Here is a 13989-nt window from a genome sequence, read left to right on the forward strand (position 1 = left end):
GTCGACACGATCATGGAGGGCGTCCACGTGACCCGCTTCCCCGACCGGCCCCGCCGGTTCCGGCCCGCCCTGGCCGCGTTCGTCGCGGCGGTGGTGCTCACCGCCGGCTGCACGCTGCCGGCGTTCGCCCCGCGCGCCGAGAGCGAGGGCGAGGCCGCTGCGCCGGGCACCGCCCCGCAGTGGCGGGCCTGCCCGGAGGTGCCCGACGAGCTGGTCGGCCGGGGCGCGGCGGACATGCGCTACGACTGCGCCCGGATCGCCGTACCGCGCAACTGGGGCACCGGGGCCACCACCGGCGCGACCGCCGGGCCGGGCGCCGGGGAGACGTTCGAGATCGCGCTGATCCGGGCCCGCTCGACCAAGCAGCGTGACCGGATCGGCTCGCTGGTGATCAACCCGGGCGGTCCCGGGGCGTCGGGCGTCGACACCGCCGTCTACCTGTCCTTCGGGCCGGCGTTCGGCGGCCTGCCGACGGCGATCACCGACCGGTTCGACATCGTCGGCTTCGACCCGCGCGGGGTGGCCCGGTCCAGCCCGGTCAAGTGCATCTCCGACGCCGACCTGGACGCCAGCTTCGGCTACGACCCCGACCCGGAGAGCCAGTCGTCGTTCGACGGCTTCGTCGGCCTCAACCGGCGCATCGGCGAGCGGTGCGGCGCGAAGTACGGCGACCAGCTTCCGCTCTACGCCACCGAGCAGGCGGCGCGGGACATGGACGCGGTCCGCGCGGCGGTCGGCGACGACAAGCTGACGTACCTCGGTTACTCCTACGGCACACTGCTCGGCGCCACCTATGCGCAGCTCTACCCGCAGCGCGTGCGCGCACTGGTGCTCGACGGCGCGGTCGACCCGCGGCAGAACCTGATCGCCGGGTCGGAGAGCCAGGCCAAGGGCTTCGAGCGGGCGTTCGACAACTTCACCAGGTGGTGCGCGGCGAACGCGGGTCGCTGCCCGATCGCCCCGGACGCCCGGGGCGCGGTCACCGATGCGATCGCCAAGGCGAAGGCCTCCCCGGTACGCGCGCAGGACGGCCGCGAGGCCACCGCCGGATGGGTCTTCTACGCGGTGATCTCGTCGCTCTACACCGAGCAGGGCTGGCAGGAGCTGGCCCGGGCGATCGACGAGCTGCAGGGCGGCGACCCGGACGGCGTGTTCAAGCTGGCCGACTCGTACGCGGGCCGCGAGCCCGACGGGCACTACTCGAACCTGTTCGACGCCAATCTGGCGGTCAACTGCGCCGACGAGACCGAGAAGCCGACCCGCGAGCAGGTCCGCTCGTTGCAGTCGCAGTGGCGGCAGAAATATCCGCTGTTCGGTCCCGCGTTGGCGGTGGGGATGCTGAGCTGCGTGGAGTGGCCCGGCGAGCGGGATCCCTACCCGACCGGCCGGGCGGACGGCGCCCCGCCGATCCTGGTGGTCGGCACCACCGGCGACCCGGCCACGCCGTACGAGCAGACGCCCGCGCTCGCGTCCATGCTCGGAGTCGGGCGCGTGCTGACCTGGGAGGGCGAGGGGCACACCGCCTACCCGCAGACGACGTGTGTGACGTCGGCCGTCGACGCGTACCTGATCTCGCTGACCGTCCCCCGGGAGGGGCTGCGCTGCCCCGCCCGGTGACGGCGCGGCCGGGGTCCGGACGCCGGTGACGGTGCGCGGGCGGCCGGGGCGGGACGCCGCCCCGGCCACAGCGGGGCGAGGCACTGTGCCAGGCTGGCCGGGTGACCGAGGTGATCTTCCGGGAGGCGGTTCGCGCCGACCTGCCCGCTGTGCTCGCGCTGCTCGCCGACGACGTGCTGGGCCGCACCCGCGACCTGCCCGAGGTGGACGAGGCGTACGAGCGGGCCTTCGCGGACCTGGACGCCGACCCGCGCAACCAGCTCATCGTCGCCGACGACGGCGGGGAACTGGTCGGCTGTTTCCAGCTCACGTACATCCCGGGGCTGGGCCGGCACGGGGCGCAACGGTGCCTGATCGAGGCGGTGCGGGTCCGCTCGGACCGGCGCGGCCGGGGGCTGGGCCGGACGATGATGTGCTGGGCGATCGACCGGGCCCGGGAGCGCGGCTGCGCCCTGGTGCAGCTCACCACCGACAAGCGGCGCACCGACGCGCACCGGTTCTACCGCGACCTGGGCTTCGTCGCCAGCCACGAGGGCATGAAGCTGGCGCTCTGACCCGGCCGCCACCCCGCACCGAGCACCGGGCCGCCGCCGGTGACGGCCCGGTCACCCGGATCAGTCCTCCGGCACCAACCGGCCGTCGCGCAGCGTGAGCGTACGGTCGGCCAGCTCGATGAGCGCCGGATCGTGCGTGGCGACCAGCGCGGTCATGCCCCGGGCGTGCACCACCGCCCGGAGCAGATCCATGATCGACCGTCCGGTCTCGGAGTCGAGCTGACCGGTCGGCTCGTCGGCGATCAGCAGGTCCGGCTCGTTCGCCAGTGCCCGGGCCACCGCCACGCGCTGCTGCTGGCCGCCGGACAGCTCGTACGGGCGCTGCGCCGCGTGCCCGCCCAGCCCGACCAGTTCCAGCAGCACCGCCACCCGCTGCTCCCGCTCGGCGGCCGGCACCCTGGCCAGCCGCAGCGGCACCCCCACGTTCTCCGCCGCGGACAGGATCGGCACCAGGCCGAACGTCTGGAACACGAACCCGATGGTGCCCCGGCGCAACGACAGCAGCTCCCGCTCACCGGCGGCGGTGACGTCGTGCCCGGCCACCCGGATCCGCCCGGCGTCCGGCCGGTCCAGGCCGCCGACCAGGTTCAGCAGCGTGGTCTTGCCGGCGCCGGAGCGGCCCCGGACGGCGACCAGCTCACCGCGTCCCGCCGTGAACGAGACGTCCCGCACGGCGTGGACGGCGTGCTTCCCCTTGCCGAAGGTACGGCTCACCGCCTCGACCCGGACCACGTCCTCGACGGCCGACGCCGGCACGGCCGGCAGCGCCACTGTCTGGTCGGTCATCACTCACTCTCCTCGCCGTGCGCCCGGTCGCCGGGGCGCACCTCGACGTGGTCGGGTTCCAGGTTGAGCCGGACCCGGTCGCGCAGGGACAGCGCCTCCACGAACTGTGCCGGCAGCTGCATCCGGCCGGTGCGGTCCAGCACCGCGTACTCCTCGCTGACCATCTCGGTGCCGCCGTCGGCGGTGACGCGCGCGGTCCGGCGTACCTCGGAGGCGGTCCGGCCGTCGCGGATCGCGACGGTGCGGCGGACCTGCCCGGCCACGGCGTGGTCGTGGGTGACCACCACGATGGTGACCCCCAGTTCGGCGTTGATGGTGCGCAGCGCGGCGAAGACCTCGGCGCCGGTGGCCTCGTCCAGCTCGCCGGTCGGCTCGTCGGCGAAGAGGATCTCCGGGTCGTTCGCGACCGCCACGGCGACCGCGCAGCGCTGCTGTTCGCCGCCGCTCATCTGACCCGGCCGGCGATCCGCGCAGTAGCCGACGCCCACCATGTCCAGCAGCTCGCCGGCCCGTTCCCGCCGCTTGCGTCCGCCGCCGGCCCGTCCGGCCAGCTTCATCGGCAGTTCCACGTTCTCCAGCGCGGTCAGGTACGGCAGCAGGTTGCGGCCGGTCTGCTGCCAGATGAACCCGACCACGTCGCGCCGGTACGCGAGCCGCCGCTTGTTCGACAGCGACAGCAGGTCGTAGTCGGCGACCCGGGCGATACCGGCGGTCGGGGTGTCCAGGCCGGAGAGGATGTTCAGCAGCGTCGACTTGCCGGAACCGGAGGCGCCGACGATCGCGACCAGCTCGCCCCGGTCGATCACCAGGTCGAGGCCCTGGAGCGCGACGACCTCGACGCCCTCGGTCTTGAAGATGCGCACCAGGCCGTCGCAGACGATGTGCCCGCGCAGCCGGTCGCGCCCGCCGGCCCGTTCGGCGGCGCGCTGGGCGGCCCGCTGTTGCAGCGACGCCAGATCCGGTACGGCGGGCGACGGTTCGCCGCGCGGCGTGAGACGCGCCGGACCCGGATGGCCGGAAGCGGTCGCGGTCATGTCAGCTCTCCTCTCCGAGCCGTAGCACCTCACCGAGGCGCAACCGGCGGTTGTTCACGGCTTCCACGGTGATCGCGAAGCCGAGGGCCAGCATGGCCAGGACCGACACCCCGGCCATCAGGCCGGGTTCGAAACTCGGGCGCACCTCCACGCCCCCGGTGAAGGCGGGCAGGCCGAGCACCGGTGTGAGCAGCAGCGGCAGCAACGCGCCGACCACCGCTCCGGTGAGCACCGACACCAGCACCAGCGGAGTCAGCTCCACCATCAGCAGCCCGCGCCACTGCCGGCGGGACAGGCCCATGGTGCGCAGCCGGGACAGCACCTGCCCGCGCGAGCGGGCCCCGGCGAGCACGGCGAGCGCGAGCCCCAGGAGCCCCAGCGCGGCGCCGCCGCCGGCGCCGAGCACGAAGCCGAAGACCAGCAGGCCGTTCACGCCGGCCCCGCCCAGGTCGGCGCGCACCGCCGAACGGGTCGTCACCTCGGGCGCGCGGGCCTTGTCCCCGGTATCGACCCCGCCGATGCGAAGGTAGCGCCGCTGCCCGTCCTGCGCCACCCGGTCCACCTCGGCCGCGTCGACACCGGATCCGGCGAGCACGAAACCGGTGGGCGCGAGCTGGTGCGGGGCGTCGGCCGGCAACGCCGGCCACGGCAGCACCACGAACCGGCGTACGTCCTCGCCCACGAGCGCGAACTCGTCGACTGTGGCGGCGGTCCGCACCGGCAGCCGGTTGCCCTGCACGTCCAGCCAGGCGGGCCGGTCACCCTGCGCGTCGGCGAGCCCGGCGTCGGCCAGTTCCCCGGCCACCGCCGGGGACACCAGCGCCGGCAGCGGCGTGCTCCCGTCGGTGCGGGCCCGCACCGGGTCGGGCACGCTCACCGGTACGTCTGCCTGCCGCGCCACCTCGGCGAACCGCTCCCCGTCCACGAGCACCACGCGCAGCTCGGTGATCGGGGCGGGGCGTCCGGCCCGGTCGGCGTACGGACGTTCGGCCGGAATGGTCAGCACCGGCGCGACAGCGCGTACCCCGGGCAGCTCGGCCAGTCTCCCAGCGGTGTCCGGCGTGAAGCGCTCCCCGCGTACCAGCAGGTCACCTGGCACGGCCTGGGCGGCGGCGGTGTCCCGGCCGGTCTCGATGCCGGTCGCCACCACGCCGCAGAACGCGGCGGTGGCGACGGCCATCACCACGACGACCAGCGGCCCGGTACTCGCGGCCCGGCCCGCACGGGCGGTGCCGAGGAACGCGACGCTGCCGCGCGCCCGGGCAGCGAGGCGGCTCACCAGCCGCAACGGCCAGGGGTACGCGCGCAGCACCAGCAGCGCCGCCGCGATCGCCAGCAGCACCGGCACGGAGATCAGCAGCGGATCGACCGTACCGGCGGTGAGCCCACGGCGGCGCAGCAGGAACGCGCCGAGCACGGCGAGCCCGAGCACGACCACCTCGACGGTGAGCCGGACGGCGGGCGACCGGCCGCCCAGGTCGGAGCGGCCACCGGCGCGGCCGGCCGCGAGCGCGGCGAGCGGCGGCAGCAGCGTGGCCAGGAGCGCGGCGATCAGCACCCAGCGCCACGACGCCCCGGAGCCGGGCAGCAACCCGCCGAGCAGCCAGCCGACACCGGCCGCAGCCGGCAGTACCAGCAGCGACTCGGCCAGGCCACGGCGCAGCACCGCGCCGGTCGAGCCGCCGCGCGCCCGGATCAGGTGGAACTCGGCGCGGCGGCGGCGCGCGGCCAGCCGGGCGGCCAGCAGCGTCAGCCCGGCCAGCGTGGCGAGCAGCCCGGCCGCGATGACCGCGAGCAGGGTCTGCGCGGCGGCCAGCGAGTCGGCGAAGCGCCGAAGCGGGATGTCCACGCCCTGGCTGAGCGCCATCTCGATCTCGGTGGGCCGGGCCCGGTCCAGCCCGTCGACGTCGGCGATCAGCGCGTCGAGGCGGCCCGGTTCGAGCCGGTCCGGGGCGATCCGGTAACGCCAGCCGAACGTCACCGGCCAGCCCTGACCGGTGATCGAGTCGAGGCCCGCGTCGGCCGTGTACGCGACGCCCACGAACGGGTCGCCGTCGTTTTCCGGCGGGGCGAGCTTCAGCATCGACGGCAGTGTGTCCCAGACACCACCGGCCGGGTCGTTCGGCCGCCACACACCGACCAGGTCGACCGGGCGGGACTTGAGGACGTTGCCGTCGGCGTTCAGCAGCGAGAAGCGGAACCGGTCACCGGCCGCCAGGCCGAGAGTGGTGGCGATCGTCTCGGCGAGCGTCACCTCGATCGCACCGGCAGGTGTGACGCCGCGTTCGGGCCACCGGCCGTCGACCAGGGTGGCCGCCTCCCGGATGCCGGTTCCGGCCCGCAGGTGCAGGTCGATCAGTCCCTTGTCGTCGCGCAACGTCGGACCGCGCAGCCGGCCGGGCACGGTCTGCGCCGCGAACCAGCGCTCGCCGATCGTGGCGCGCACCTCGGCGGGCATCTTCTCCTCGATCGCCGCGAGCTGCGCCCCTCGGCCGGCGACGACGGGCTGTTCCGCGGGCGGGACGACGGTCGGCGCGGTGCTGTACGTGAGGTCGCGGCGGGCCACCGGCTGCCCGGCGACGTACTCGGTGAGCCCCTGCCCGGTCAGCCGGTCGGCGACCCGGGGCACCCCGGTGATCAGCAGGGCGGTCACCAGGGTCAGGACGGCGAGCAGCAGGAACTGTCCCCCGTATGCGCGGACCCGGCGCGCGGCACCAGGAAGGCTCATCGTTCTCCTCCGATCCGGAGCTGCACGGCGGCGACCCGCTGGCGGATGCCGGTGGTGATGAGGGCGGCGAAGGCGAGCGCGGCGAGCAGCAGCCCGGCGGCTGTCGTCCCGATCGGCACCCACGGGACGGTGAAGGCCGCCTCGGGCACCGGCCGTCCCGCGGCCGGGGTGAGGATCACCAGCGGCACCATGGTGGCCGCGACGAGGGCGCCCACCAGCATCCCGACGCCGACGCCGATCGCGGCCAGGAAGGTCTGCTCGGCGAGGTACGCGCGGGCCAGCAGCCGGGTGTTCGCGCCGAGCGTGTTGAGCACGGCCAGTTCGGTGAGCCGGCGCCGGGTGGTGGCCCAGACGTCGACCGCCAGGCCGACCAGGGCGAGCAGCGCCGAGCCGAGCGCGGCGGCCAGCAGGCCGGTGCGCGCACCCTGCCAGTACGGATTCTCGGCCGCCTCGGCGGCCACCGCCCGCCGGTCCAGCAGGACCGTGCCGCGGGTCGAGGCGAGCGCGTCGGCTGCGGCGGTGTGCCCGCCGGGGGTGGTGTCCAGCCACCACTCGGCCACCGGCCGGACGCCGCCGCTGCGTTCCAGCAGTTGCGTGGTGGCGGTGGGCAGGTCCAGCAGCACGCCGTCGCCGGTGGTGCCGGGAATCGCGGCGATCTGGCCGGCCACCGTGACCTCCAGGGTCACCTCGGCGACGGACAGCTTGACGGTGTCCCCGGTTTGCACGCTCAGCGCGGCGGCGACCCCCGGCGTGATCAGCACCGGCACCGGCGGATCCTCGGCCCGGGGCACCACGGCGAACCGGGACGAGGGTGTGCGGGCGAACTGCAACAGCCCTTCGGGCACATCGAAGCTCTGCGTCGCGTCCACCCGGGTGGGGGTCGCCCGCGCGTCCCGGCGCGGGCCGCTGCCCGGGTCGATCACCCGCCAGGCCCCCTCCACCGGCACCGGCAGGGCCGCTCCGGAGGCGTCGGTGAGCCGCAGCTCGTCCAGGAGCAGCCGGTACGAGCTGCCGGTGGCGTCGCCGCCGTCGGCCTCGAAGCCGGCCAGGCGCAGCGGGACGCCGCCGGTGTCCGGCAGCGGCACGGAGAAGCGCACCGGCCGTCCCTCGCCGCCGGCCTCGGCCAGCCGGACCCGCCAGGTGGCCCCCGCGTCGGTGGTGAGCAGCGCGGTCACCACCACCTGGGGCGTGTCGAACATGCTCTCGACCGGCGTACGGACGGTGCCCGACAGCGTCTTCGCCCCGGCGGGCAGGACACCGCCGACCGGCGTGGCCCGGCCCTCGGCGAGCCGGTCCAGCAGGGCCCCGGCGGACGCGCCGCCGTCGGCGTCGTCCAGCCGGATCATGCCCTTCGCGGCGGCGGCGTCCACCGCCACCACCGTCGCCTGCCGGGCCTCGCGGCCCAGGCGCGCGTCGTCGCGCCAGGCGGGCAGCACCCGGGCCAGGCCGGGCACGGCGGCGAGCGCGGCGGCCCGGTCGGCCGGGGCGGTGCCGTTGCGCTCGGTCAGCCGCAGGTCCGCACCGACCGTGTGCTGGGCCTGGTCGCGCTGCGAGCGTTCCCAGGAGGCGACCAACGACCAGGCGAGCGTGCTGCCGCCGACGGCGAGCGCGAGCAGCAGCACCGGCCCGGCGTGTGGGCGGCGGCCCGCCTGCCACATGCCGAACATGGTGGCGTTCCAGGTCCGCCGGTCGACGAAGCGTTCCGCGATCCGGGTGGTCGGGGGCAGCAGCCGCAGCGCGATCACCGCACCGGCCAGCACGCCGATGGTGGGCGCGGCGGCGAGCAGCGGGTCGATGCCGAGGCTGCCGTTCGCGCCGGCCAGCGGCGAGGAGTACTGCCGCAGTTGGGTCCAGGCGAGCACGGCGAGCGCCACCAGCGCCACGTCCACGCTCGCCCGCTGCACCGCCGCCCCTCGGGAGGGGCGGGACCGGGCGGCCATGTCCGCGACGTACGTGCCGGCCCGGCGCATCGCCGGCAGTGTCATGGCGAGCAGGCAGCCGACCGCCGCGCCGACCGCCACCATCCACACCCGGGCCAGGTCGCCGCCGGCCAGCCCCAGGTCCGCGCCCAGGTAGTGAATCGCCTGCCCGGTCAGTGCCGGGGCCAGCAGCAGCGCCGGGGCCACCACGAGCGTCGCCTCGCGTACGGCCAGCCCGGCGATCTGCCCCCGGGCGGCGCCCCGGGCCCGCAGCAGCGCGGTCTGCGCCCGCCGGTCCTCGTTGAGCAGCGCGGCCACCAGCACCAGTGCGTACCCGCCGAGCACCACGATCAGCAGCAGCGGGGTGAGCAGCGCGGACCGGCCCACCAGGTCGGCCCGGCTGAGCCGGTCGACGAGCCGGTCCAGGTGGCTGACCTGCTGGGTCGAGGAGCCCAGGCCGGTGGCCTCGGGCAGCTTCCCGGTGATCTCGTCCAGCGCCGTGGTCACGGCGGGCAGCCGGGCCGGCTCGACCGCCACCAGGTCGGGGTCGACCACCCAGGCCGCCGAGGTGGAGCCCGGGAAGGTGCGGGCGAAGTCGGCCGGGTCGAGCGCGAACGGCCCGTACGAGGTGACCTCCGCGTCGCCCTGGCTCTCCCCCACCCCGGGGGCGAGACGCCAGTACGCCGCGGTCGCGTCCCGTGGGCGCCACGTGCCGACGACCACCACGGTGCCGGCGCGTTCGGCACCCCGGTCGTACAGCGGCACCCGTTCCCCGACCTCCAGGCCCAGTTGCGCGGCCACCTTCTCCGGCACCGTCACCTGCAACGGGTTGCTGCCGGGCACCGGCCACGCCCCGGCGGCCAGTTCGGCGTGCGCGGGCAGGTCGTCGAGCGTGGCCAGGTTGGCGAACATCGGGTCGTCGTCGGTACGGGCGGCACCCACGTCACCGGTCAGCTCCCGGCCGGTCCCGGAGCGGGTCGCGGCCACGGTGACCGGGGCGCCGCCGAGCCCGTCGGCGAACTGCTCCCGGACCGCGCGGTCCCGCTCGGCGAACGCGGCGGCGTCGGCGCCGCCGGAGCCGCTGATCAGCAGGCTGCGTTCCTCGGCCGGCGCGGCGTCGAGCACGGCGCGGGCGCCGGCCTCCACCGCCCGGCGGTTGTAGTCGGAGAGCCCGGTGACAAGCGCGACCGCGACGAGTGCCGCGACAGCGGCAGCAAGCAGCAGCCCTCGGGCCTCTTTCGCCCGCCTCCACACCAGCTTCATCCGACGTCCTCTCCTGGCCCCGGCGGGCCGATGCCGAGAGAGAGCGGTGACGCCCCAGAAAAGGTTCGCGTCCGTTACATGATCGTTATCGGTCCCCCGGCAGCCCTTCGCCCTGCCGCGCCAACCCTCGTCCAGGAGACCGGTACGAGGGTTGGCGCGCTGGCTGCCGGGTTCCCGGCGGTCAGTCGGACGTGCGGTGCGTTCGGAGTCGGCGAGCCGTGAGGACCAGAGTGGTGCCGGCGAGTACGAGCAGGATGCCGGTGGCCAGGGCAGCGGGCAGGCTGGCTCCTGTCACCGGAAGGGCGGGCCTGGGGATCGTGACGGCGAGAGGGCTGGATTCCGAGGCTGAGCAGTCTCCGGCGCCGTGGTAGCGGGCACGGATCGTGTGGTTGCCTGGTGTCAGGCTCTCGACGGTGAATGTCGCCGTGGCGGTGGGGCTGCCGGACAGGGATGCGCTGCCCAGGGCCGTGGTGCCGTCCAGGAAGGTCACCGTTCCGGCGGGGGTGCCGGCATCACAGGTCACGGTGGCGGTGAAGGTGACGGGTTGGCCGGGCCGCGGGTCTGCGGGAGACATTCGCACGGTGGTGGTTGACGTCGGCGCAGCCGATGCTGTCGCGACAGCGAGGCTGTGGAAGTTCACGTCCCGGCCGTTGGTCGGTCCGCACGGGCAGCCGCCGGCGGCGATGGCGGTGACTGTGGTGCGGGGCGGCAGGTTCACCGGGACGGGCACGTCGCTGTCGGTGCCGGGTCCATTGGTGCCGTTTCCCAGTTGGCCGGAGGCGTTGTTGCCCCAGGCGAGTGCGGCACCGGTGGAGGTCACGGCCAGACTGTGTGCCCCGCCTCCGGCGACGGCGGTGACTGTGGTGCCGGCCGGCAGGTTCACCGGGACGGGCACGTCGCTGTCGGTGCCGGGTCCATTGGTGCCGTTTCCCAGTTGGCCGGAGGCGTTGTTGCCCCAGGCGAGTGCGGCACCGGTGGAGGTCACGGCCAGACTGTGTTCGTAGCCGCCGCTGAGGGCGGTGACTGTGGTGCGGGGCTGCAGGATCACCGGGACGGGCACGCTGCTATCGGTGCCGGGCCCGCTGGTGCCGATTCCCAACTGGCCGGACCTGTTCCGACCCCAGGCGAGCACGGCCCCGGTGGAGGTCAGCGCCAGACTGTGTCCGCTGCCGGCGGCGATGGCGGTGATCGTGACGCCGGCCGGCAGCTTCACCGGCACGGGCACGTCACTGATGCCTCCGAAGACGTTGTTTCCCAGCTGGCCGTAATAGTTGTTGCCCCAGGCGAGCACGGTGCCGGTGGAGGTCAGCGCCATACTGTTTGCCCCACCCGAGGCGATGGCGGTGATCGTGACGCCGGCCGGCACCTTCACCGGGACGGGCAGGTCACTGTCGACGCCGGGTCCGCTGGCGCCGTTCCCCAACTGGCCATAGAAGTTGCCGCCCCAGGCGAAGACGGCGCCGGTCGAGGTCAGCGCCATACTGTTTGCCCCATCCGCGGCGATGGCGGTGATCGTGACTCCGGTCGGCAGCTTCACCGGGACGGGCACGTCGCTGTCGGTGCCGGGTCCGCTGGCGCCGTTCCCCAACTGGCCCCAGAAGTTGTTGCCCCAAGCGAGTACGGCGCCGGTGGACGTCAGCGCCATACTGTGCGGGCCCGGATTCTGGCTGCTGCCGGCGGCGATGTCAGTGATCGTGGTGCCGGCCGGCAGGTCCACCGGGACGGGCACGTCGCTGTCGGTGCCGGGCCCGCTGGTGCCGTTCCCCAACTGACCGAAGCCGTTGAAACCCCATGCCAGCCCGGTACCGGCGGGACCTGCGGTCGGCGACGGACCGGCCGCGTGCGACACACCGGTCGGCACCGTCCCCAACGCCACGAACACGAGCGATACCGCAGCCAGTCTCGACGCGGTCGCGAGTCCCGGTCGGCGGAGTCTGATGCTTGGAGCCCGAAATGCCAAGAATGATGTCAATGTCATGCCTCCGGGGGGAATGTCCATCCAGACGGTTTACCCGTCTAACGACCCGGTGCCGCCGTCGATGCTGAGCAGCGAAACTCGGCTGCACCCCTCCCCGGCGGGAGGGGTGCAGCCGAGCGACAGACGAAGCGATCAGGGGCCGCCAGGACCGAAACCCGGCCTGCGCGGCAGGTCTTACTGGAGCGGGCCCCCCTCGTGCACCACATTGCGGAAGGTCACCCGGGCCCGATCGATGTTGGAGTCGGCGAAGTACCTGCGCCAGAGCACCTCCGCCTCAGCCGGATTGGCAGCGACGCCGTACGGCACCCAGCCAGGGTATTCACAGTTGAGATCATTGGTGACGTTGCAGCCGCTCTCGGCATCCTGAGCCTGGACGTAGCTGCCGAACTTCATGTAGGACGCGGCAGAGTCCTGCATGTCGTACGTGAAGCTGACGGACTTCCGGCCGATGGTCGAGTTGACGGTGACCACACCGTGGTCGTTGATGAACTCGTACCTCATGGTCTTGCCGCTCCGGATGGTGCCGAGGTCGAAGATCTTCTCGTTGATCTCGCCGTCGCCACTCACGAATCCAGGGATCTGGACACGGACGTACACGTCGAAGACGCCGTTACTGGGCACCCCCTCGAGCAGCGGATAGTCGTCGATCGTAAAGCCGGACTCGCCTTCGCCCTTGAAGATCCCGAGCGGGCTGGAGTCCTGGATGTAGAGCTTGGCCTGGGTGGAGAACCCGGCGCCGGTACCGGCGTGGACCTGGTGGGCGATGAGCTTGACACCGTCGTCGAGGTCGAGGGTGAGGTCAGCCGAGAAGGACTCATAGATCTCATCGGACGGCATCCTGGCGGCCTGCGGTGTCTTCAGCTCGTCGCGAGGTCCGCCGCCGCTGCCAGTGACGGTGAACCGCTCCAGGCCGTCGAAGCGCAAGACGTAGGGATCGCTGGACCGGATGTAGTCGCCCGCCTCCGAGTCGTCCCAGACCGTGGGATCGAAGCCGGCGCGCGGGGACGGCGTCGCGCTCAGGCTGAAGTCGTCGAACCGGCCGGTCTCGCCGCCATAGGCCGCGAAGATCTCGACGACACCAGCGCTACCGGAGTTGAACTCGACGCTGACCTGTTCGAACTCTCGGCCACCACCGGAGGCGGTGATGTCCTCACCGCCGACGGTGGCACCGATGACCCCCTCGCCGCGGACGTAGGCCGTCAGGGTGTAGGAGGTCTCGGGCAGCACAGCGACTTCCTGCCGGATCTGCCCCTTCCTCCCTTCGATCTTCGCCGAATGGTCGCCGGACCTGCCGATGTCGGAGAGGGCGACGTCCTTGGCTCGGACGATCTCCCAACCAGCGAGGCGGCCCCGCTCGAAGCCGGGGTTGTCCAGGCTGCCGGTGTCGGCGCTCGCGGTGGCGGCGACAGCCCCGAAGGCGACTGTGGTGATCAGACCGACGACAGTGGCGCGCGCTACGAAAAGCGCGCGCCGGTGAGCTGTTCTCACGGGGTTGATGCCCTTCTCTTCTGGTGGATGGGGTGTGTCTGGGAAGGCGCGGCCTCCCGGTTGTGGAGTCGGGAACACCGAAGTGGTCCGTGCCTGGCTCGAAACGACTCGTGCTGGTAAGTCCGGGGACGAGGTGCTTCGAGCCGAACTGCGGCAAACTCCTCAGTGTATCGATGCACCGGTCAGCGCCGATACGGTATCAGCGAACGTGGATTCTCTGCAATGAACGGCGGCGCGTTCGTCCCTCTTCGGGCCCCCGACGCCGGAAGACGGCCAGGCACGGAACCCCGAGACCGCGCAGATCAGCCCGGGTGGGTGGTAGAACGATGCATCCGCAGGCCGTTGACGGCGACCGGATGACGCTTGCCCTCGTCCGTGCGGATCCCGGTCAGCCATGAGCTGCGCGATCGTGTGGCCGGAGAGGTACCAGCCGGACTCACGCAGCTCGCTGCCGGTGCGAGGGCTGCCGCAGGCTCCACCCGGTCGTCGAAGACCTTGCCCGACGGCAGCCGCAAGTCGATGCACGAAAACGGTGCGTGGTGTCGGGCGTGCCGACACCACCCACCGCCACCGCTCAGGCCCGGGAGGTCAACCGGCCCACGCGAACCGCTCCGACGAACTG

The 13989-nt window shown here is 73.5% G+C and carries 8 protein-coding genes; 2 read left to right on the top strand and 6 right to left on the bottom strand.

Annotation, left to right across the window (positions count from 1 at the left end):
* Positions 1-12 precede the first annotated feature (12 nt).
* Together GA0070215_RS08740 and GA0070215_RS08745 are read left to right on the top strand one after the other, a co-directional pair.
* Positions 13-1617: an alpha/beta hydrolase gene (locus tag GA0070215_RS08740; protein ID WP_167361501.1), complete on the top strand. Its 1605-nt coding sequence runs from the start codon at positions 13-15 to the stop codon at positions 1615-1617.
* A gap of 101 nt (positions 1618-1718) precedes the next feature.
* A complete protein-coding gene (locus GA0070215_RS08745; protein WP_091043838.1) occupies positions 1719-2171 on the top strand; it encodes a GNAT family N-acetyltransferase in 453 nt (150 codons plus the stop codon).
* Positions 2172-2231: 60 nt separating this feature from the next.
* On the opposite strand, the gene GA0070215_RS08750 is transcribed toward GA0070215_RS08745, so the two are convergent.
* The 6 genes from GA0070215_RS08750 to GA0070215_RS08775 form a co-directional block, all read right to left on the bottom strand.
* On the bottom strand, positions 2232-2957 hold the full coding sequence (locus tag GA0070215_RS08750; protein WP_091043842.1) for an ABC transporter ATP-binding protein: 726 nt from the start codon (positions 2955-2957) through the stop codon (positions 2232-2234).
* Positions 2957-3991: an ABC transporter ATP-binding protein gene (locus GA0070215_RS08755; protein ID WP_091043846.1), complete on the bottom strand. Its 1035-nt coding sequence runs from the start codon at positions 3989-3991 to the stop codon at positions 2957-2959. Before GA0070215_RS08755 ends, GA0070215_RS08750 begins: the two co-directional genes overlap by 1 nt.
* Before the next feature lies 1 nt (position 3992).
* Entirely contained in the window at positions 3993-6719 is a 2727-nt protein-coding gene (locus GA0070215_RS08760; protein WP_091043849.1) for an FtsX-like permease family protein, read from the bottom strand.
* Positions 6716-9901, bottom strand: coding sequence for an FtsX-like permease family protein (locus tag GA0070215_RS08765; RefSeq protein WP_091043853.1), 3186 nt, complete (start codon positions 9899-9901; stop codon positions 6716-6718). Before GA0070215_RS08765 ends, GA0070215_RS08760 begins: the two co-directional genes overlap by 4 nt.
* Before the next feature lie 181 nt (positions 9902-10082).
* Positions 10083-11783 carry an RCC1 domain-containing protein gene (locus GA0070215_RS08770; RefSeq protein WP_091043857.1) on the bottom strand — a complete coding sequence of 567 codons (1701 nt, stop codon included), beginning with the start codon at positions 11781-11783 and terminating at the stop codon, positions 10083-10085.
* A gap of 270 nt (positions 11784-12053) precedes the next feature.
* Complete coding sequence (locus GA0070215_RS08775) at positions 12054-13367, bottom strand: hypothetical protein (protein ID WP_091043860.1); 1314 nt, start codon at positions 13365-13367, stop codon at positions 12054-12056.
* Positions 13368-13989: the final 622 nt, after the last annotated feature.

Source organism: Micromonospora marina (assembly GCF_900091565.1).
GTDB classification, from domain to species: Bacteria; Actinomycetota; Actinomycetes; order Mycobacteriales; family Micromonosporaceae; genus Micromonospora; species Micromonospora marina.

Excerpts from the sequence above, each read along its gene's own strand:
- GA0070215_RS08740 (WP_167361501.1), top strand. The coding sequence starts at position 13 with ATGGAGGGCGTCCACGTGACCCGCTTCCCCGACCGGCCCCGCCGGTTC.
- GA0070215_RS08750 (WP_091043842.1), bottom strand. The coding sequence starts at position 2,957 with ATGACCGACCAGACAGTGGCGCTGCCGGCCGTGCCGGCGTCGGCCGTC.
- GA0070215_RS08755 (WP_091043846.1), bottom strand. The coding sequence starts at position 3,991 with ATGACCGCGACCGCTTCCGGCCATCCGGGTCCGGCGCGTCTCACGCCG.
- GA0070215_RS08760 (WP_091043849.1), bottom strand. The coding sequence starts at position 6,719 with ATGAGCCTTCCTGGTGCCGCGCGCCGGGTCCGCGCATACGGGGGACAG.
- GA0070215_RS08765 (WP_091043853.1), bottom strand. The coding sequence starts at position 9,901 with ATGAAGCTGGTGTGGAGGCGGGCGAAAGAGGCCCGAGGGCTGCTGCTT.